The 22,557-nt window shown below is 73.7% G+C and carries 2 protein-coding genes; both read left to right on the top strand.

Translation table 11 applies throughout. The features are described 5' to 3' along the window. The first annotated feature begins 331 nt into the window (after positions 1 to 331). Positions 332 to 11,251 (top strand): type I polyketide synthase, encoded by a 10,920-nt coding sequence (locus ABZU99_RS32700; RefSeq protein ID WP_356050276.1) that lies wholly within the window; start codon positions 332 to 334, stop codon positions 11,249 to 11,251. 82 nt (positions 11,252 to 11,333) lie between these two features. Further along, the gene (locus tag ABZU99_RS32695; protein ID WP_356228112.1) at positions 11,334 to 22,538 is read left to right on the top strand and encodes a type I polyketide synthase; all 11,205 of its coding nucleotides are present in this window, start codon (positions 11,334 to 11,336) and stop codon (positions 22,536 to 22,538) included. Positions 22,539 to 22,557 lie beyond the last annotated feature (19 nt).

Raw genomic sequence — 22,557 nt, 5'->3', positions numbered from 1 at the left:
CCAAACCTGGCCGGACCCGGACTGTCAAGCTACTCAAGCGTTCAACGCGGGCAGGTTGCAGACAGGTTGAGTGACAGTTGACTCCCGGATAGGGGCGATCTGTGTACGCCTTCGAGCGATTTGTGATCAGCGTCACATGGGGTTGTGGATCGATCGACCGGTAATAGAGTGTGGAGCACAGCGGCCGGCAGCGTGGGGAAACCGGGGATACCGGCCAAATGTCCGAACGGTCGGCACATGCCTCCTCCGTGAGGCGGCCGTCGCAAGGACGAGCGCCGCAAGACCGAGCGAGCTGAGAAAGTCGACCTTCAGGGTACGGCGGGGGATGTAATTGTTAAAGGCTGCCCGTGCGTTAGAGCGCGATCGCGCTGAAGCCTCGATCGCCGTAGTCGGTTTTTCCTCTCGATTACCGCAAGCCAATTCCCCCGGGGCCTTCTGGCGGCTGCTCCGTGACGGCACGGACGCGGTGACGCCGCTACCGCCGGGCAGATGGACCCGCCGCACAGGCCAGGACGCGACCGTCGGCGCTGAACGCGGCGGCTTCCTCGGCCAAGTGGACGGCTTCGACGCCGACTTCTTCGGCATCTCGCCGCGCGAGGCGGCGGCCATGGATCCGCAGCAGCGGCTCGCGCTCGAACTCGGCTGGGAAACGCTCGAGGACGCGGGCATCGCCCCGGATCGGCTCGCAGGACAACGCGCGGGTGTGTTCGTCGGCGCGATCAGCGATGACTACGCCGCCATGGTGCGGCAGCGGAGTATCGACGCGGTCACCCACCACACCCTGACCGGCTCGCACCGCAGCATGATCGCCAACCGGCTGTCCTATGTGCTGGGCACCCGTGGTCCGAGCGTGGTCGTGGACTCCGGCCAGTCCTCCTCGCTCGTCGCCGTGCACATGGCGTGCCAGAGCCTGCGCGCCGGGGAGTCCGAACTCGCCCTCGCGGGCGGGGTGGACCTCAGCCTCGCCTTCGACGGCACCCTCAGCGTCTCCCGGTTCGGCGGGCTCTCACCGGACGGCCGCTGCTTCACCTTCGACGCCCGCGCCAACGGCTATGTCCGGGGCGAGGGCGGCGGGTTCGTCCTCCTCAAGCCGCTGGACCGGGCGCTCGCCGACGGTGACCGGGTACACGGCGTCCTGCGTGGTAGTGCGGTCAACAACGACGGCGGCGGCGGCAGCCTCACCACACCGAACCAGGCCGCCCAGGAGGACGTCCTGCGCCGGGCTTGTGCCGACGCGGGCGTCAGTCCCGCCGACGTGCAGTACGTGGAACTCCATGGCACCGGTACGGCCGTTGGCGACCCCATCGAGGCGGCGGCGCTGGCGGCCGTCCACGGGGCGGCCCGGCCGGCGGGCACACCGCTGCGGGTCGGCTCGGCCAAGACGAACGTGGGGCACCTGGAGGGTGCCGCGGGCATCACCGGCCTGATCAAGGTGCTGCTCGCCCTGAAGGCGGGCCACCTTCCCGCCAGCCTCAACTTCGAGATGCCCAACCCCCGTATCCCGCTGGACGAGTGGAACCTGCGGGTCCAGACCGAGCTGTCCGCGTGGCCGCGGCCGGACGCGCCGCTGGTGGCGGGGGTGTCCGCGTTCGGCATGGGCGGCACCAACGCGCATGTGGTGGTCGAGCGGGCCCCCGGCGCCGACATACCTCCCCGCGCCGACACCGACCCGGCGGACCCGGTCCTGGCCCTGGGGTCACTGGTCCCCTGGCCCATATCGGGGCGTACCGGCGGCGGGCTGCGTGGACAGGCCTCGCGGCTGCGGGAGTTCGCCGCCGCCACCGACGCCGCCGCCACCGACGTCGGCTGGTCCCTGGCGTCGTCGCGGGCCGCCCTGGAACACCGCGCCGTGGTGCTCGCCGGTGACCGGGACGGCTTCCTCGGGGGGCTGGACGCCCTGGCGTCCGGTGAGCCCGCCGGACAGGTGGTGCACGGCAGGGCCATGGACACGTCCGCCGGTGTGGTGTTCGTCTTCCCCGGGCAGGGGTCGCAGTGGGCCGGCATGGCGACCGGACTGCTCCGGTCCTCGCCGGTGTTCGCCGCCTCGGTCGAGCGCTGCGCCCGGGCTCTGGCGCCGCACATCGAGTGGGACCTCCTCGACGCTCTGCGTGACACCCACGGCGACAGCCCGCTGGAGCGGGTGGACGTCGTGCAGCCGGTGTTGTGGGCGGTGATGGTCTCGCTGGCCGAGGTATGGCGTGCGGCGGGCATCGCTCCGGCCGCGGTGGTGGGCCACTCCCAGGGGGAGATCGCGGCCGCCTGTGTGTCCGGCGCCCTGTCGCTGGAGGACGGGGCGCGCCTGGTGGCCCTGCGCAGCCGCGCCATCGCCGAGGAGCTGGCGGGGCTGGGCGGGATGGTCTCCATCGCCGCCTCCGCCGAGTGGGTCCAGGGTCTGCTGGCGGACCGGGAAGGGGTGTGGGTCGCCGTCGTCAACGGCCCCGCCGCCACGGTCGTCGCGGGCTCCACGGACGACCTCGCCGAAATTGTCAGCGCGTGTGACCGTGCCGATGTGCGTACCCGCAGCATCGCCGTGGACTACGCCTCGCACACACCGCACGTCGAGCGCGTCCGCGACCGGCTGCTGGCGCTGGCGGCCCCCGTCACCCCGCGTACCGGCGACATCCCCCTGTACTCCACGGTGACCGCCGCGCCGGTCGACACCGCGACGCTCGACGCCGGGTACTGGTACCGGAATCTCCGGGAGCCGGTGCTCTTCCACGACACCCTCGCCTCCCTGATCGACGCGGGACACACGCTCTTCCTTGAGGTCAGCCCGCATCCGGCGTTGACAACCGCGGTTTCGGACGCCGCTCACGCGGCCGGCGCCGAGGTCTTCGCCGGCGGCACGCTCCGCCGCGACCAGGGCGGCGTCCAGCGGTTCGTGACCTCGTGGGCGGAGCTCTGGGCCCATGGCGCCGACGCCGACTGGTCCCGCCTGTTCGCCGGGACCGGCGCCCGCCGGACCGACCTGCCCACCTATGCCTTCCAGCGCCGCCGCCACTGGCTCGACGCGCCCACCGCGGCGTCGGAGCCCGACCCGGCCCCCGAGGCCACCCCGAGTCCGCGGTCCGTCCCGCCGGACGCCGGCGGCCCGGACCCGGGCGGGCCGGGCCCCGACGGGCCGGACGTCGACGTGGCGGACGTCGACGTGGCGCACGTCGTGCGCGCCCACGCCGCCGCCGTGCTGGGCCAGTCGGCGCCGGGCGACCTCGACCCGCGGCGGACGTTCAAGGATCTCGGGTTCGACTCCATCATGCTCGGTGAGCTGTGCAGCCGGGTGAACACCGCCCTGGGCCTGCGTCTTCCCACCGCCGCCCTCTTCGACCACCCGACACCGGCAGGACTGACCGGTCACATCCGGGCCGTACGGACCGGCCCCGGCCCGGCGGCGGTCACCCGGCACGCCACCCCGGCCGGCCCCGACGATCCCATCGCCATCATCGGCATGAGCTGCCGCTTCCCCGGCGGCGTGACGTCGCCCGAGGATCTGTGGCGACTCGTCGCCGACGACGGGGACGCGATCTCGGCCTTCCCCGACGACCGTGGCTGGGACCTGGAGCGGCTGCTGCGCGCCGAAGGCAATGGCGTCAGTTTCGCCAAGGGCGGCGGATTTCTCGACCACGCCACCGACTTCGACGCCCGCTTCTTCGGTATATCCCCGCGCGAGGCCCTCGCGATGGACCCGCAGCAGCGGCTGCTGCTGGAGACCTCGTGGGAGGTGCTGGAGCGGGCGGGCATCGACCCGGACTCGCTGCGGTCCAGCTCCACCGGCGTCTTCGTCGGCACGATGGATCAGGAGTACGGGCCACGGCTGCACGACGCGCCGGACGCCCTCGACGGCTACCTGCTCACCGGCAAGACCACCAGCATCGCCTCGGGCCGCATCTCCTATCTGCTCGGACTGACCGGGCCCGCCATCACCGTGGACACCGCGTGCTCCTCGTCACTGGTGGCGCTGCATCTGGCGGTGCGTTCGCTGCGGCAGAGGGAGACCTCGCTGGCGCTCGTCGGCGGCGTGACGGTGTTGTCCACACCCGGCATCTTCACCGAGTTCAGCCGTCAGCGCGGGCTGTCGGCGGACGGCCGCTGCAAGGCGTTCGCGGCCGCGGCCGACGGCACCGGCTTCGCCGAGGGCGCCGGAATGCTGCTGGTGGAACGGTTGTCGGACGCCCGCCGCAACGGCCACCGGGTGCTGGCCGTGGTCCGCGGCTCGGCGGTCAACCAGGACGGCGCGTCGAACGGGCTGACCGCGCCCAGCGGTCTGTCGCAGCAGCGAGTCATCCGCGAGGCCTGGGCCGACGCGGACCTCGCCTCGGCCGACGTCGACCTGGTGGAAGCGCACGGCACCGGCACCGCGCTGGGCGACCCGGTCGAGGCCGGGGCCCTGCTGGCGACGTACGGCCAGGAGCGCCCCGAGGACCAGCCGCTGCTGCTGGGATCGGTGAAGTCCAACATCGGGCACACCCAGGCGGCCGCGGGCGTCGCCGGGGTCATCAAGACGGTGATGGCCATCCGGCACCGCCGGGTGCCCGCCACCCTGCACGTGGACACGCCGACGCCGCAGGTCGACTGGACCGCCGGCGCGGTGCGCCTGGCGACCGAGAGCGGGCCGTGGCCCGACCGCGAGCGGCCGCGCCGGGCCGGAGTGTCCTCGTTCGGGATCAGCGGGACCAACGCCCATGTGATCCTTGAGCAGGCTCCTCCCGCTCCCGCCCCGGCCCCCGCCTTCGTACCCGACGCCCGGCCCGCATCCGCCCCGGCGATGCGCAACGGTGGCGCGCTGCCCTGGGTGCTGTCGGCCCGTACGGCCCAAGGACTGCGGGGGCAGGCGGCGCGGCTGCGCGAGTTCCCCGCATCGTCCGACGCCACCCTGGAGGAGCTGGGACGGTCGCTCGCCACCACGCGTGGCGCGCTGGAACACCGTGCCGTCGTCGTCGCCGAGGACCGGGCGGCCTTCCTCGACGGACTGGCCGCCCTCGCGGCCGCGGAACCGGCTGCCCATGTGGTGAGCGCGACGGCCTCCGCCGAGCCGGGCGGGGCGGTCTTCGTCTTCCCCGGCCAGGGCGGCCAGTGGGCGGGCATGGCGACCGAACTCCTCGCCACCTCCCCGGCGTTCGCCGCCGCCATGGAGAAGTGCGCGCGGGCGCTGGCCCCCGAGACCGACTGGGACCTGTTCGACGCGGTGCGCGACGGCGACGCGTTGGAGCGCGTGGAGATTGTGCAGCCGGTGTTGTGGGCGGTGATGGTCTCGCTGGCCGAGGTATGGCGTGCGGCGGGCATCGCTCCGGCCGCGGTGGTGGGCCACTCCCAGGGGGAGATCGCGGCCGCCAGTGTGTCCGGCGCCCTGTCGCTGGAGGACGGCGCCCGGCTGGCGGTCCTGCGCAGCCGGCTGGTCGCGGCCGAGCTGGCCGGTGGGGGCCGGATGCTGTCGATCGCCGCCTCCGCCGAGCGCGTCCGGGAACTGCTGGCCGACCGCCCGGACGTCTGGATCGCGGTCGTCAACGGCCCGGGCGCGACGGTCGTCGGCGGCACCCCCGAGGCCACCGCCGAACTGCTGGCCGAGGCCGACCGCGCGGGGCTGCGCGCCCGGATGGTCGCGGTCGACTACGCCTCGCACACCCCCCATGTCGAGCACATCCGCGAGCCGCTGCTCACCGTGGCGGCCTCGGTCGCGCCGCGCCCCGGCGCCGTTCCGATGTACTCCACCGTCACCGGTGGGCTCATCGCGGGCGAGGCGCTGGACGCCGAGTACTGGTACCGCAATCTGCGCGAGCCCGTGCGCTTCCACGACACCGTCAGGACCGCGCGCGATGCCGGGCACACGGTCTTCCTGGAGGTCAGCCCGCACCCCGTACTGACCTCGGTGCTCCAGTCGGACGGCGACGGGGCCGAGCCCGAACTGCTCGCGGTCGGGACGCTCCGGCGCGACCAGGGCGGGGTCGGGCAGGTCCTCATCTCCCTGGCCGCGCTCTGGGCCCACGGCCTGGGCCCGGACTGGTCGGGGGTGTTCGCCCCCGGCCATGCCGACCCGGTCGACCTGCCCACCTACGCCTTTCAGCGGGAGCGCTACTGGCTCGCCCCGGCGTCCCCCGGCGGCGAGGTCCGGGTCGACCTGCCCTCCTCGCCACCGCCCGAGGCGCTCGACGGCTTCCCCCGGCGGGTGGCCGAGGCGGCCACGCCCGCCCAGCGGACCCGGGTGGTGCTGGACGAGGTGCGGGCCCACGCGGCGGCGGTGCTGGGATGGTCCGGGCCGGAAGAGGTCGAGATCCGGCGGGCCTTCCGGGAACTGGGTTTCGACTCGCTGACCGCGGTGGAGCTGCGGAACCGGCTGGCGGCCGCTACCGGGGTGAACCTCTCGCCCACCGTCGTGTTCGACCACCCGACGCCGTTGGCGCTCGCCGGGCACCTGCGCGACCGGGCCCTCGGCGAGGACGGCCTGGCGACGGTCGACGGCGTCCCGGTGGCCTCCGACGAACCGATCGCCATCGTGTCGACCAGCTGCCGCTTCCCCGGCGATGTGCGGTCCCCGGAGGAGCTGTGGCGGCTGCTGCTGTCCGACCGGGACACCATCTCGGGTTTCCCCACCGACCGCGGCTGGAACCTCGAGGACCTGTGCCACCCGGATGCCACCCGGCCCGGCACCAGCTATGTCCACCAGGGCGGATTCCTGTACGACGCCGCCGAGTTCGACGCGGAGTTTTTCGGGATCTCGCCGCGTGAGGCGGTGGCGATGGACCCGCAGCAGCGGCTGCTGCTGGAGACTTCCTGGGAGGCCCTGGAACGGGCCGGCCTCGACCCGTTCTCGCTGCGCGGCAGCGACGCCGGGGTGTTCATCGGAGCCGTCCCGCACGGCTACGGCGGCGACGACGCCACGGGGCAGGGGTCCGAGGGCTATCTCTTCACCGGTGCCGCGGGCAGCGTGGCCTCGGGCCGCATCGCCTACACCTTCGGTTTGGAGGGCCCGGCTCTCACCGTGGACACCGCGTGTTCCTCGTCGCTGGTGGCCATGCACCTCGGGGTGCAGTCCCTGCGGCAGGGCGAGTGCTCGCTCGCGCTCGTCGGCGGGGTGACGGTCATGTCCCACCCCACGGTCTTCACCGAGTTCAGCCATCAGCGCGGGCTCGCCCCCGACGGCCGGTGCAAGCCCTTCGCCGCGGGGGCGGACGGTACGGCGTGGGGCGAGGGTGTCGGCGTCGTGGTCCTGGAGCGGCTGTCCGACGCGGTCCGCAACGGCCATCAGGTACTGGCCGTGGTGCGCGGCTCGGCGGTGAACCAGGACGGTGCGTCCAATGGCCTGACGGCGCCGAACGGCCCGTCGCAGCAGCGGGTGATCCGGCAGGCGCTGGCCAACGCCCGGCTGTCGTCGGCCGATGTGGATGTGGTGGAGGCGCACGGCACCGGTACGTCGCTGGGTGATCCGATCGAGGCGCAGGCGCTGCTGGCCACCTACGGTCAGGACCGGCCCGCCGAGCGGCCCCTGCTGCTCGGCTCGGTGAAGTCCAACATCGGCCACACCTCGGCGGCCGCGGGGGTGGCCGGTGTGATCAAGATGGTGATGGCCATGCGGCATGGCACCGTGCCGGCCACGCTGAATGTCGATGAGCCGACGCCCCATGTGGACTGGTCGGCGGGCGCGGTCGAGCTGGTGAGGGAGAATCTCGCCTGGCCGGAGGCCGACCGCCCCCGCCGGGCCGGGGTGTCCTCGTTCGGCGTCAGCGGTACGAACGCCCATGTGATCCTCGAACAGGCCCCGGCCAACGAGGAACCGTCCCACGAGGACCGGCCCGAGCACACCGGCCCACTGCCCTGGGTGGTGTCGGGTCGTTCGGTTGCCGGGTTGCGTGGGCAGGCGTTGCGGTTGCGGGAGTTCGTGGCCGGGCGTGATCAGGTGAGTCCGGCTGATGTCGGGTGGTCGCTGGCGTCCGGGCGGGCGGCTCTGGAGCATCGCGCGGTGGTCATCGCCGATGGGCTTTTGGGGTTTGTGAGCGGGCTGGATGCCCTGGCGGCGGGGGAGCCGGCGGCGCAGGTGGTCAGTGGGGTGGTCTCCGGCGGGTCCGGTGGTGTGGTGTTCGTCTTTCCGGGTCAGGGGTCGCAGTGGGTGGGGATGGCTTCTGAACTGCTGGATGTGTCTCCCGCGTTCACCGAGTCGCTGGTGAGGTGTGGTCGGGCGCTGGCGCCGCACATCGAGTGGGATCTGCTGGATGTGCTGCGGGGTGAGGGTGCGCTGGAGCGGGTCGATGTGGTGCAGCCGGTGTTGTGGGCGGTGATGGTCTCTCTTGCCGAGGTATGGCGGTCGGTGGGTGTGGAGCCCTCCGCGGTGATCGGTCATTCGCAGGGGGAGATCGCGGCCGCGTGTGTGGCGGGTGCGTTGTCGTTGGAGGACGGGGCGCGGCTGGTGGCGCTGCGCAGCCGGGCGATTGCCGGGGAGTTGGCCGGCGAGGGCGGGATGGTCTCCATCGCCGCCTCGGTCGGTCGGGTGGAGGAGCTCCTTGCCGGTCGTGAGGGCGTGTGGGTGGCGACGGCCAATGGTCCGGAGGCCACGGTCGTCGCGGGGGACTCGGCCTGCCTTGATGAGGTGATGGCGGGGGCTGAGGCGGCCGGGCTGCGGGCGCGTCGGGTGGCGGTGGACTACGCGTCGCACACGCCGCATGTGGAGCGGATCCGGGAGCGGTTGCTGGAGCTGGCGGCGCCGATCGCTCCCCGTGCCGCGGAGGTTCCGATGTACTCGACGGTCACCGGTGGTCTGATCGCGGGTGAGGAGCTGGGCGCGGAGTACTGGTACCGGAATCTCCGTGAGCGGGTGTGTTTCCATGACACCGTCCGGGCGCTGCTGGACGCGGGCGACCGGGTGTTCCTGGAGGTCAGCCCGCACCCGGTGCTCGCGGGCGCGATCGAGGAGACCGGACGCGTACGCTCGGTGGACGCCGTGGTCACCGGCACCCTCCGGCGGGGCGAAGGCGGCTCCCGGCGGTTCCTGACCTCGCTCGCGGAGCTGTGGGCCCACGGCATCGACGCCGACTGGCCCCGGGTGTTCGCCGGGACCGGCGCCCGCCGCGTCGACCTGCCCACGTACGCGTTCCAGCCGAAGCGCTACTGGATCGAGACCACCGCGCCCCACACGGCTGCCGCGGCCGACCCGCGCGCCGCCTTCTGGGACCTCGTGGAGCGCGAGGACCTGGATGGCTTCGCGCGGACACTGCGGCTGGACGAGGCAGACCCCGAGCTGTCGGCCGTACTGCCCGCTCTGTCGGCGTACCACCGCAGGCACAAGGCGGCGTCCGCGATGGACTCATGGCGGTACCGGGCCACCTGGAAGCCGCTGACCGACCACGCGCCGGCGTCGCCGACCGGCACCTGGCTGCTGGCCGTCACCCGGGACCAGGCCGGAAGCGAGCTGTACGAGGCGGTCTGCGGGGCGCTGCGCAAGCGCGGCGCGGCGGTCGAAACGGTGGTGGCCCCCGAGGAGGGGCAGCCCTGGACGGAACTGCTCGCCGCGCACACCGACGCGGCCGGGGTGCTGTCGCTGCTCGGCACGGACGAAACGCCGCTCGGCGACGGGCGGGCGGCGCCCGCCGGATTCGGCCGTACCCTGCCGCTGATCCAGGCCCTGGAGGAGTCGGGCCCGGCCGCCCCGCTGTGGTGCCTGACCCAGGGCGCGGTGTCCATCGGAGAGCAGGACCCGCTCACCAGCCCGGCGCAGGCGCTGGTCTGGGGCCTGGGCCGGGTCGCGGCCCAGGAACTCCCCGCGCGCTGGGGCGGCCTGGTGGATCTGCCGCCCGCCCCGGACGGCAAGGACCTCAGCCGCCTGTGCGCGGTGCTGGCGGCCCGGACCGATGAGGACCAGATCGCGATCCGCCCGTCCGGGACCTTCGGGCGCCGGATCGTCCGGGCGCCCCTCGGCGACGTACCGGCGGACGTCTGGACCCCGGAGAAGGGCACGGTGCTGATCACCGGCGGAACCGGTGCCCTTGGCCGGCAGGTCGCGCGCCGGATGGCGGCCCAGGGCGCCGAGCACCTGCTGCTCGTCAGCCGCCGGGGCCAGTCCGCCCCCGGCGCCGCCGAGCTGATGGCCGAGCTGGCCGAGGCGGGAGCCCAGGTGACCGTGGCGGCCTGCGACATCGCGGACCCCGACGCGCTGCGCGACCTCGTGGCGTCGGTTCCCGCCGCGTATCCGCTGACCACCGTGGTACACACCGCGGCCGTACTGGACGACGGCGCCATCACCTCTCTGACGCCCGGCCAGGCCGATCGCGTGCTGCGGGTCAAGGCCGATGCGGCCTGGCGCCTGCACGAGCTGACCGCCGACCTGGATCTGTCCGCGTTCGTGCTGTTCTCGTCGCTGGCGGGCACGGTGGGGATGGCGGGCCAGGGCAACTACGCGCCCGGCAATGCCTATCTGGACGCGCTGGCCCGCCACCGTCGCTCGCGCGGGCTCGTGGCCACCTCGGTGGCCTGGGGCTCCTGGGGGCAGGGCGGCATGGCCGATCGGGACGCGGTGAGCGACACCCGGATCCGGCACGGCGTTCCGCTGCTCCCACCGGACTCCGCGCTCCGCGCACTGGAGGCCGCACTCGCCCACGGCGATACGGACATCGTGATCGCCGACATCGACTGGGACCGGTTCGCACTCGCCTACACCGCGACCCGGCCCAGCCGGCTGCTGGACGAGCTGCCCGAGACCCGCAAGGCCCTCGGCACGGCCGAGGACACCGGCCCGGCCACTGCCACCTCCGGGCTGCGCGACCGGCTCGCCGGGCTGGGAGCACAGGAGCGTGAGAGGCAGCTGCTCGCCGCCGTGCGCACCCAGGCGGCCGCCGTTCTCGGACACGACTCGGCCGACGCGGTGGACCCACAGCGGCAGTTCCTGGAACTCGGTCTGGACTCGGTGACCGCCGTGGAGCTGCGCAACCGGCTCAGCGCCGCGACCGGGCTGCGGCTGGCCGCCACCGTGGTCTTCGACCGCCCGACCGTGGCCGACCTCGCCCGCCATCTCGGCGCCGAGCTGTTCGGAGGCCCCGAGGAGCCGGAGAACCCCGGTGCCGAGGAACTCGACCAGCTCGAAGCCCTGCTGACGGCCATGCCCGACGGGGACCCCGCCAGGGCCGACATCGCCAGGCGGCTGCGGCATCTGCTGTGGTCGGCCACGGGGTCCGAGCAGGCAGCCGAGGACGCCGTCGACTCCGAAGGACTCGAGTCCGCGAGCAACGAAGAGATCTTCGACTTCATCGAGAAGGAATTCGGCATTTCCTGACCGCGCCTCTTGACCGCGCCGCACACGGCACCGGTGCGGCACCCGCCCGCCCACAACTGACCCACTACCGGGGGCAACGCACATGGATGACGTCAAAAAGCTCCGCCACTTCCTGACCCGGGTCACCGCGGAACTGCAGGAGACGCGGTCGCGGCTGCGGGCCGTGGAGTCGGCGGGCAGCGAGCCGGTGGCCATCGTCGGCATGAGCTGCCGCTACCCCGGCGGCGTCACCTCGCCCGAGGAGCTGTGGGAGCTGGTCTCCAGCGGCGGGGACGGGATATCCGCCTTCCCGGCCGACCGGGGCTGGAACGTCGCGGACCTGGTCGACGCCGCGGGCGAACGGCCGGGTACCTCTTATGTGGCCAAGGGCGGATTCCTGCACGACGCGGGCGAGTTCGACGCCTCGTTCTTCGGAATCTCGCCACGCGAGGCACTGGCGATGGACCCGCAGCAGCGGCTGCTGCTGGAGACGTCCTGGGAGCTGTTCGAGCGGGCCGGGATCGACCCGGCGTCGCTGCGCTCCAGCAGGACCGGCGTCTTCATCGGGTCCAGCTTCCGTGACTACGGCAGCAGGCTGCCCGCCATCCCGGAAGAGGTCGAGGGCCACGCCATGACGGGCGTGGCGGGCAGCGTGGCCTCGGGCCGCATCGCGTACACCTTCGGTTTGGAGGGCCCGGCTCTCACCGTGGACACCGCGTGCTCCTCGTCGCTGGTGGCCCTGCACCTGGCGGTGCGGTCGCTGCGGCAGGGCGAGTGCTCGCTCGCGCTGGCCGGCGGTGTCGCCGTGATGTCGACCCCCGACCTCTTCACCGAGTTCAGCAAGCAGCAGGGCCTGTCCCGCGACGGCCGGTGCAAGGCGTTCGCCGCCTCGGCGGACGGCATGGGCGCGGCCGAGGGCGTCGGGCTGCTGCTGGTGGAGCGGCTGTCGGACGCGGTGCGCAACGGCCGTCAGGTGCTGGCGGTCGTGCGGGGCAGCGCGGTGAACCAGGACGGTGCGTCCAGTGGTCTGACGGCGCCGAACGGTCCGTCGCAGCAGCGGGTGATCCGGCAGGCGCTGGCCGACGCCGGGGTGTCGGCCGCCGTGGTGGACGCCGTGGAGGCACATGGCACGGGTACGTCGCTGGGTGATCCGATCGAGGCGCAGGCGCTGCTGGCCACCTACGGTCAGGACCGGCCCGCCGAGCGGCCGTTGCTGCTGGGCTCGGTGAAGTCCAACATCGGCCACACGCAGGCGGCCGCCGGTGTCGCCGGGGTCATCAAGATGGTGATGGCCATGCGGCATGGCACCGTGCCGGCCACGCTGCATGTCGATGAGCCGACGCCGCATGTGGACTGGTCGGCGGGCGCGGTCGAGCTGGTGAGGGAGAATCTCGCCTGGCCGGAGGCCGAGCGGGTGCGGCGGGCCGCGGTGTCCTCGTTCGGCGTCAGCGGCACGAACGCCCATGTGATCCTCGAACAGGCCCCGGCCGACGAGCGTGAGCCCGGCACGGACGCCCCCGCCCCGGCGGCGCTCCCCGGCGCTTTCGCCTGGCCCGTGTCGGGTCGTTCGGCGGCTGGGTTGCGTGGGCAGGCGTCGCGGTTGCGCGAGTTCGTGGCCGGGCGTGATCAGGTGAGTCCGGCTGATGTCGGGTGGTCGCTGGCGTCCGGGCGGGCGGCTCTCGAAGATCGCGCGGTGGTCGTCGCCGAGGGCCGGGAGGGGCTGCTGGCCGGGCTGGATGCCCTGGCGGCGGGGGATCCGGCGGCGCAGGTGGTCAGTGGGGTGGTCTCCGGCGGGTCCGGTGGTGTGGTGTTCGTCTTTCCGGGTCAGGGGTCGCAGTGGGTGGGGATGGCTTCTGAACTGTTGGATGTGTCTCCCGCGTTCACCGAGTCGCTGGTGAGGTGTGGTCGGGCGCTGGCGCCGCACATCGAGTGGGATCTGCTGGATGTGCTGCGGGGTGAGGGTGCGCTGGAGCGGGTTGATGTGGTGCAGCCGGTGTTGTGGGCGGTGATGGTTTCTCTTGCCGAGGTATGGCGGTCGGTGGGTGTGGAGCCCTCTGCGGTGATCGGTCATTCGCAGGGTGAGATCGCGGCCGCGTGTGTGGCGGGTGCGTTGTCGTTGGAGGACGGGGCGCGGCTGGTGGCGCTGCGCAGCCGGGTGATCGCGAAGGAGCTGGCCGGACGGGGTGGCATGGTTTCCATCGCCGCCCCCGCCGACCGGGTCGGCGAACTCCTGGCCGACCGCCCCGAGGTGTGGATCGCGACCGTCAACGGCCCGGCCGCCACGGTCGTGGCCGGCGCCCCGGACGCGCTGGACGAGGTGATGGCGGCGGCGGAAGCGGCCGGGCTGCGGGCGCGCCGGGTGGCGGTGGACTACGCGTCGCACACCCCCCATGTGGAGCGGATCCGGGAGCGGCTGCTGGAGCTGGCGGCGCCGATCGCTCCCCGTGCCGCCGATATTCCGATGTACTCGACCGTCACCGCCACGCGGGTGGACGGTGAGGCGCTGGACGCCGAGTACTGGTACCGCAATCTGCGCGAGCGCGTCTGCTTCCATGACACCGTGCGCGCGTTGCTGGACGCGGGCGACCGGGTGTTCCTGGAGGTCAGCCCGCACCCGGTGCTCGCGGGCGCGATCCAGGAGACCGGCCACGGCGCGAGCGCCGACGTTCGCGCCGTGGGCACCCTGCGTCACGGCGAGGGCGGGCCGCGGCGTGTGCTGACCTCGCTGGCGGAGCTGTGGGCAGGGGGCGTCGACCCCGACTGGAGGGCGGTCTTCGGCGGCGCCGCCGCGCCCGTGGACCTGCCCACCTATGCCTTCCAGCGTGACCATTACTGGCTGCGGGACACCGGCGGCGTCGGTGATGTCGCCGGGGCCGGCCTGTCCGTCATGGGCCATCCGCTGCTCGCCGCCGGGGTCCGGCTGGCCGAGGGAGACGGCCATGTCTTCACCGGCCGGCTCTCCACCACCACGCACCCGTGGCTCGCCGACCACGCCGTACTGGGCCAGGTCCTGCTGCCGGGCGCGGCCGTCCTGGAACTCGTGCTGCGCGCCGGTGAGGCCACGGGCAGCGACCACCTCGACGAACTCGTCCTGCACGCACCGTTGGTCCTGTCCGCCGACGGCACGGCCGTCGACATCCAGGTCGGTGTCGACGCGCCCGACGAGCTGGGCCGGCGCGCGGTGCGCCTGCACTCCCGGCCGCACCGCCCCGGCCAGGACGACGACGCGGAGTGGACCGGCCACGCCGGCGGCACGCTCACCGCCGCGCCCGTCGATGAGCCCACCGCGGCGAACGCCACATGGCCGCCCGCCGATGCGGTCGCCGTGGCGACCGACGACTTCTACGACCGCCTCACCGCCTCCGGATACGCCTACGGACCGGCGTTCCGGGGTGTGCGCGCGGTATGGCGCCGGGGCCATGAGCTGTTCGCCGACGTCGAGCTGGACGAGCCCGGCGCCAGCGAGGCCGCGCGGTACGGCGTCCACCCGGCGCTCGTCGACGCGGCGCTGCAGACCCGTCTGGTGACGGTGCCGCAAGGCGAGGGCGAGCGCATGATGCCGTTCTCGTTCAGCGGCGCCCGCGTGCACGCCACCGGCGCCACCTGCGCCCGGGTCCGGCTGGCCCCGGCCGGATCCGACGCGATCTCGGTGCTGATGACCGACCGCACCGGGCTGCCGATCCTCACCATCGACCGGCTCGCCTCGCGTCCGCTCACCGCGGACGCGGTCGCCGGCCCGTCGGCGGACTCGATGTACGAGGTGACGTGGGCGCCGCTGCCCGCCAAGCCCGGCGCCGAGGAGCGATACGCCATCCTGGGCGACGCCCTGCCCGGCCTCGACGCGCCCCGCTACCCGGATGTCGCCGCGGTGCTCGCGGCCGTACGTGCCGGGGAGCCGGCGCCGGAGACGGTGCTGTTGCCGTGCCCGCGCGGAGACGGCGATGACCTCCCCGCCGAGAGCCGGGATGTTCTGGCCACCGTGCTCGGCACGGCCCGGGAGTGGCTCGGCCACGAGGAGCTCGAGGACATCCGGCTTGCCCCGGTGACGCGGGGCGGGATCGCCGTGCTGCCGGGCGAGGGTGCCGACCCGGTCCAGGCCGCGGTACGGGGACTGCTGCGCTCGGCCGCCACCGAGCACCCGGGCCGGATCCTCCAGATCGACCTGGACACCGACCCGGCGTCCGAGCGGTCGCTGTCCGCTGCGCTGGCCGCCGCGGTCGCCACGGGGGAGACGGAAGCCGCTGTCCGGGCGGGCGCCGCGTCGGTGCCCCGGCTGACCCGGGTCCCGCGGTCGGATACCGGGACGCTGGCCCTGCCCGGAACCTCTGTCCGGGCGGGCGCCGCGTCGGTGCCCCGGCTGACCCGGGTCCCGCGGTCGGATACCGGGACGCTGGCCCTGCCCGGAACCTCCGGAGCCTGGGGCCTTGACCTGGATGCGGCGGGGACGCTGGAGGGGCTGAGCCTGGTCGCCTGCCCGGCGGCCGAGGCGCCGCTGGAGGCGGGTCAGGTGCGGGTGGCGGTGCGCGCGACCGGCGTCAACTTCCGGGATGTGCTGGTCGCCCTCGGCGTCGTGCCGCACACCGAATCGCTCTTCGGCTGTGAGGGTGCGGGTGTGGTGGTCGAGGTCGGTCCGGGGGTGTCCGGTTTTGCCGTCGGCGATCGCGTGATGGGTCTGTTGTCGGGTTCGTATGCCGGTCCGGTGGCGGTGGCCGATTGCCGGATGGTGGTGCGGGTGCCTGGTGGCTGGTCCTTCGCCGAGGCGGCGTCGGTGCCCGCGGTGTTCCTGACCGCTTATTACGCGCTGGTGGATCTGGCGGGTGTGCGTGCGGGTGAGTCGTTGCTGGTGCACGCGGCGGCCGGTGGTGTGGGGATGGCCGCGGTGCAGTTGGCGCGTCATCTGGGTGTTGAGGTGTGTGCGACGGCGAGTGAGCCGAAGTGGCCCGTGGTGCGAGGCAGCGGGGTTCCGGCGGAGCGGATTGCCTCCTCGCGGTCGCTGGAGTTCGCGGACCGGTTCCTGGAGGTGACCGATGGCCGGGGTGTGGATGTCGTCCTCAATTCCCTGGCCCGGGAGTTCGTCGACGCTTCGCTGAGGCTGCTGCCGCGTGGTGGGCGTTTCCTGGAGATGGGCAAGACCGACATCCGCGACGCCGAGCAGGTGGCCTCCGTACACCCGGGAGTGTCCTACCGCGCCTTCGACCTCGGCGAGGCCGGCGCCGGCCGCCTCGGGGAGATGCTCGCCCACCTCGCTGAGCTGTTCGAGCAGGGTGCGCTCAGCCCGCTGCCGGTCACCGCGTGGGACACCCGCCAGGCACCACAAGCCTTCCGCCACCTCAGCCAGGCCCACCACACCGGCAAGGTGGTCCTCACCATCCCGCCGTCCGCGATCGAGGGCACCGTGCTGATCACGGGTGGCACGGGCGTCATCGGATCCGCCGTGGCCCGTCACCTGGCCACCGACCACGGTGTCACCGACCTGGTGCTGGCCGGCCGGCGTGGGCCGGACGCCCCCGGGGCCGCTGATCTGGTGGCGGAGCTGGCCGAACTCGGCGCCACGGCTCGGGTGGTGGCGTGCGACGCCGCCGACCGCGAGGCACTGGCCGGGCTGCTGGACGGGCTGCCGGAGTTGCGGGGTGTCGTCCACGCGGCCGGTGCCCTGGACGACGGTGTGCTCTCCGCGCTCACCCCGGAGCGGCTCGACGCCGTGCTCCGTTCCAAGCTGGACGCCGCCTGGCATCTGCACGAGCTCACCCGCGACCGGGACCTGTCGCTCTTCGCCCTGTTCTCCTCTGCCGCGGGCGTCCTCGGCGCCGCCGGGCAGGCCGGTTATGCCGCCGCCAATGCGTTCTTGGACGGTTTGGCGCAGTACCGTCGGCGGGCCGGGTTGCCGGGGCAGTCGCTGGCCTGGGGTCTGTGGGCCGAACGCAGCGCGATGACGGGGGGTTTGAGCCAGGCGGACCTGGAGCGGATGGGCCGGACGGGCGTGCGGGCGCTGTCGACCGATGAGGGTCTTGCTCTCTTTGATGCCGCGGTGCGGGGGCCGCGTGCGGTGGCGGTTCCGGTCCGGCTGGATGTCGGCGTGTTGCGGAGGCAGGGTGATCCGGCTCCGCTTCTGCGTTCTTTGGTGCGGGTGGCCGGGCGGCGTGCTGCTGCGAACGGGCCGGTTGGTGGTGGGTTGCGGGAGCGGCTGGTGGCGCTTTCGGCGGTGGACCGTGAGCGGGAGCTGACGGAGTTGGTGCGTGTTCAGGCCGCGGTGGTGCTGGGGCACGAGGGGGCCGGGGCGGTGTCGGCGGACCGGGCGTTCAAGGATGTCGGGTTCGATTCGCTGACGGCGGTGGAGCTGCGGAATCGGCTGGGTGCGGCGACGGGGCTGCGGTTGCCGGTGACGGTGGTGTTCGACTATCCCACCCCTGCCGCCCTGGCTGCTGAGATCGGTGAGCGGCTGTGCGCGGATGGCGGTGAGGTGGCGCGGTCGGCCGTCCCGGCGGTGCCGGTGGCGGTGTCGGCTGCCGTGGAGGACGATCCGATCGCGATCGTGGGGATGAGCTGCCGCTTTCCCGGCGGCGTCCGGTCGCCCGAGGACCTGTGGCGCCTGCTCACCGAGGGGCAGGACGCCACCGGCGCGTACCCGACCGACCGGGGATGGAACGTCGAGGACCTGGGTGACCCCACGTCACCGGGCCCGTCCTACGCCCGAGTCGGCGGATTCCTGCACGACATGGCCGACTTCGACCCCGAGTTCTTCGGCATCTCGCCCCGTGAGGCCCTGGCCACCGACCCCCAGCAGCGGCTGCTGCTGGAGACCACGTGGGAAGCGCTCGAACGCGCGGGCATCGACCCCACCGCGCTGCGCTCCACGTCGACCGGCATATTCGCCGGGCTGATCTACAACGACTACGCGTCGCGGTTCCCCCGGCTGCTCAGTGGCTTCGAGGGCTACCTGGGCAACGGCAGCGCCAACAGCGTCGCCTCCGGCAGGATCGCCTACACCCTCGGCCTCGAAGGCCCCGCGATCACGGTGGACACGGCCTGCTCGTCCTCGATGGTGGCCCTGCACCTGGCCGCCCAGGCCGTCCGGCAGGGCGAGTGCACCCTTGCGGTGGCGGGCGGCGCGACCGTGATGTCCACACCCCGGCCGATGATCGAGTTCAGCCGGATCGGCGGGCTCGCCCTCGACGGCCGCTGCAAGGCCTTCGCCGCCGAGGCCGACGGCATGGGCTTCGCCGAGGGCGTCGGCATGCTGGTCATCGAGCGCCTCTCCGACGCCCGGCGCAACGGGCACCGGGTGCTGGCGCTGCTCCGCGGCTCCGCGCTCAACCAGGACGGCGCGTCCAACGGCCTGACCGCGCCCAGCGGCCCCGCTCAGCAGCGAGTGATCCGCCAGGCCCTGGCCAACGCGGGCCTGAGCCCCTCCGACGTGGACGTCGTGGAGGCGCACGGCACCGGCACCTCGCTCGGCGACCCGATCGAGGCCCAGGCCCTGCAGGCCACCTACGGGCAGGACCGGCCCGCCGACCGCCCGCTGCTGCTGGGCTCGGTGAAGTCGAACATCGGCCACACGCAGGGCGCGGCGGGCGTCGCCGGAGTCATCAAGACGGTGCTGGCCCTGCGCCATGGCACCGTGCCCCGCACCCTGCACGTCGAGCAGCCCACCTCGCACGTCGCGTGGTCGGCCGGTGGACTGCGGCTCGCCGCCGACAGCTGCCCCTGGCCGGAGACCGGGCGGGCCCGGCGCGCCGCCGTGTCCTCGTTCGGCATCAGCGGTACGAACGCCCACGTCATCCTGGAGCAGGCCCCCGAGGAGCCGGAGCCCGTCACCGCCCTGGCGGCCGACGTGCCGGTGCCGTGGGTGATCTCGGCCAAGAACGCCGACAGTCTGCGCGAGCAGGCGGGCCGCCTCCACCAGCGGGTGTCCTCGGACCCCGCCCTGGCCCCGGCGGACGTCGCCCGCTCCCTGCTCACCACGCGCGCCACCTTCGAGCACCGCGCCGTGGTCATCGGGCGGACCCGGGAGGAGTTGCTGCGCCGTCTGGCGTCGCTGAGCGGCGGTGAACCCGCCGCGGGCGTGGTGCAGGGCCTGGCGGCCCCGCGCGCGAAGACCGTGTTCGTCTTCCCCGGCCAGGGCTCCCAGTGGGCCGGGATGGCGACGGAACTCCTCGACACCTCCCCGGCGTTCGCCGAACAGCTCGAGGCATGCGCCGCCGCCCTTCGCCCGTACATCGACTGGTCCCCGCTCGACGTGCTGCACGGCCACCCGGACGCGCCCTCCCTGGACCGGGTCGATGTGGTGCAGCCGGCGCTGTGGGCGGTGATGGTGTCGCTGGCCCACGTCTGGCGGGCGCACGGCGTCGAGCCGTCCGCCGTGGTGGGGCACTCCCAGGGAGAGCTGGCCGCCGCGGCCGTCTCGGGCGTGCTGTCGGTCGCCGACGCCGCCCGTGTGGTGGCCCTGCGCAGCCGGCTCATCGCCCGGGAGCTCGCCGGGCGGGGCGGCATGGTCTCGATCGCCCGGCCGCCGGCCGAGGTCGAGCAGGTTCTGGAATCGTGGGGCGAGCGGATCTGCGTCGCCACGGTGAACGGGCCGCGCTCCACCGTCGTCGCCGGTGAAGCCGGGGCGCTGGACGAGCTCATGGAGCGATGCGAGCGCGAGGGGGTACGGGCTCGCCGGATCCCGGTGGACTACGCCTCGCACACCCCGCAGGTCGAGGGGATCCGCGAGGCCCTGCTCCAGCTGGCCGAGCCGGTCGTGCCCGGGCCTGCGGACCCGCCCCTGTACTCCGCCGTCACCGGGGGAGTCCTGGAGACCGCGGCGGACGCCGAGTACTGGTACCGCAATCTGCGCGAGCCCGTGCGGTTCGAGCAGGTCACCCGCGCCCTGGCGGCCGACGGCCACGATGTGTACGTCGAGGTGAGCCCGCACCCGGTGCTGACCACCGGCATGGCGGAGACCCTCGAGGACCAGCCCGGCGAGATCACGGTCACCGGCACGCTGCGGCGTGACGAGGGCGGGCGGGACCGGCTGCTGACGGCGCTGGCGGAGCTGTTCGTGGCCGGTGTCCCGGTGGACTGGGCGGCCGCGTTCGACGGTGGCCGGACCGTGGACCTGCCGACCTACGCCTTCCGCCGACAGCGCTACTGGCTGGACGCCCCGTCGGAGCCGGAGGGGTCGCGTACCGGCGCCGCCGTCGACGACGCCTTCTGGTCCGCGGTCGACCAGCGCGATCCGGAGGGCCTCGCGTCGGCCCTCGGCATCGAGGACGCGGCCGTACGGACCTCGTTGAGCACGGTGCTGCCCGCGCTGTCGCAGTGGCACCGGCAGCAGCGTGAGCATTCCACCGTGGACGCGTGGCGCTACGGCATCCAGTGGTCACCGGTCCCGGACGCGGCACCGGCCGGGCCGGCGGGTGGATGGCTGCTGGTCGTCCCCGAAGGGTTCGAGGACGACCCCCGAGTGGCCGCGCTGACAGCGGGGATCGAGCGCCGGGGCGGGCGCACGCTGCCGGTCGTGGTCGCCGTCGACCGGGCCGGCACCCTCGCCGGCGAGCTGAGGGGGGCCATCGGGAGCGAGCAGCTGAACGGTGTGCTGTCGCTGGCCGCCTGGGACGAGCGGCCGCACCCCTCCCACCCCGCGGTGACCAGGGGCTTCGCCCACACCCTGACGCTGTGCCAGATGCTGGAGGCCGCTGGGGTCACGGCCCCGCTGTGGTGTGTCACCAGCGGCGCGGTCGCCACCGGGGCCGACGAGGCCCCCGTCAGCCCGGCGCAGGCACTGGTGTGGGGGCTCGGCCGGGTGGCCGCCCAGGAACACCCGGCCCGCTGGGGCGGTCTGATCGACCACCCGGTCAAGCTGGACGAGCGGAGCGTGGACCGGCTCTGCGGGCTGCTGACCGGAGCCTCCGGCGAGGACCAGCTCGCCGTACGGGCCTCCGGCGTGCTGGCCCGCAGGCTGGCCCGTACTCCCGCACCGGCGGCGCCCGGACGGGAGTGGACCCCCGCCGGCACCGTGCTGATCACCGGCGGCACCGGCGCCATCGGCGGCCATCTCGCCCGCTGGCTGGCCTCCCGGGGCGCCCCGCACCTGCTGCTGCTGAGCCGGAGCGGACCGGACGCCGAAGGAGCCCGGGAGCTGCTGGCCGACCTGGAGCGGGCCGGTGCCCGCGTCACCATCCTCGCCTGCGACGCCGGGGACCGGGCCGCGCTGGAGGCCGCGCTGGCCACCGTCCCGGACGAACTGCCGCTCACGGCCGTGTTCCACACCGCCGCGGCTCTGGACGACGGGCCGCTGGACACGCTGACCGTGGAGCGCGCCGACGCCGTGCTCCGCTCGAAGGCCGGTGCCGCCTGGAACCTGCACGAGCTGACCGCTTCACTGGACCTGTCGGCCTTCGTGCTCTTCTCCTCCACCGCGGGCACCTTCGGGGCCGCCGGGCAGGCGAACTACGCGCCGGGCAACGCCTACCTCGACGCGCTGGCCTGGCACCGCCGGGCCCACGGCCGGGTGGCCACCTCCATCGGGTGGGGCGCCTGGGCCCAGGGAGGCATGGCGGAGAAGGAGGCCGTCGCCGACCTGCGCCGCAGGCACGGCGTCCCGGTCATGTCGCCGGAACGCGCCCTCCTGGCACTGCGTCAGGCCCTCGACGCCGACGACACCTTCGTGGTCGTCGCGGACATCGACTGGGACCGCTTCTACCTCGCCTACACCGCCGCCCGGCCCAGCCCGCTGCTGCACGACCTGGCCGAGGTCCGCCGGATCCGGGAGTCGGCCGTGGCCGGAGGCGGACCGGGCGAGTCCGGGCCGGACCTGACCGAGCGGCTGGCCGGGCTCGGCCGGGCCGAGCAGGAACGGCTGCTGCGCGAGGTGGTCCGTACCCACGCCGCCGCCGTCCTCGGCCATGACACGCCCGAATCGGTGCCGCTGAACCGCCCCTTCTGGGAACTCGGCCTGGACTCCGTCACCGCCGTGGAGATCCGCAACCGGCTGGGCGGGGCCGTCGGGCGCAAGCTCCCCGCCGGTCTGATCTTCGACTACCCCACGGCCGGTGAACTGGTCGCCTACCTCCACGGCGAGCTGTGCCGGGACGCGACCGAGACCAGTCCGGTGATGTCCGACCTGAACCGGCTGGACGTCACCCTGGCCGCCCTGGCCGACGACGACCCGGCCCGGAACGAGGTCGCCCAGTGGCTGGAGAAGCTGCTGCGCCGGGTGAGCCCGGCCTCGGTGGTGACACGCGGACCCGCGACGGACTGGGGGCTGGACACCGCTTCCCAGGACGAGGTGTTCGCCCTCATCGACGAAGAGCTGGGCGAGTCGTAACCGGCTCCCCGCCCCGCCT

The organism is Streptomyces sp. NPDC005266, from assembly GCF_040607655.1.
GTDB lineage: Bacteria > Actinomycetota > Actinomycetes > Streptomycetales > Streptomycetaceae > Streptomyces.
The sequence above is the reverse complement of the archived record's forward strand: the minus strand, read 5'-3'. Positions and strand labels throughout refer to the sequence as shown.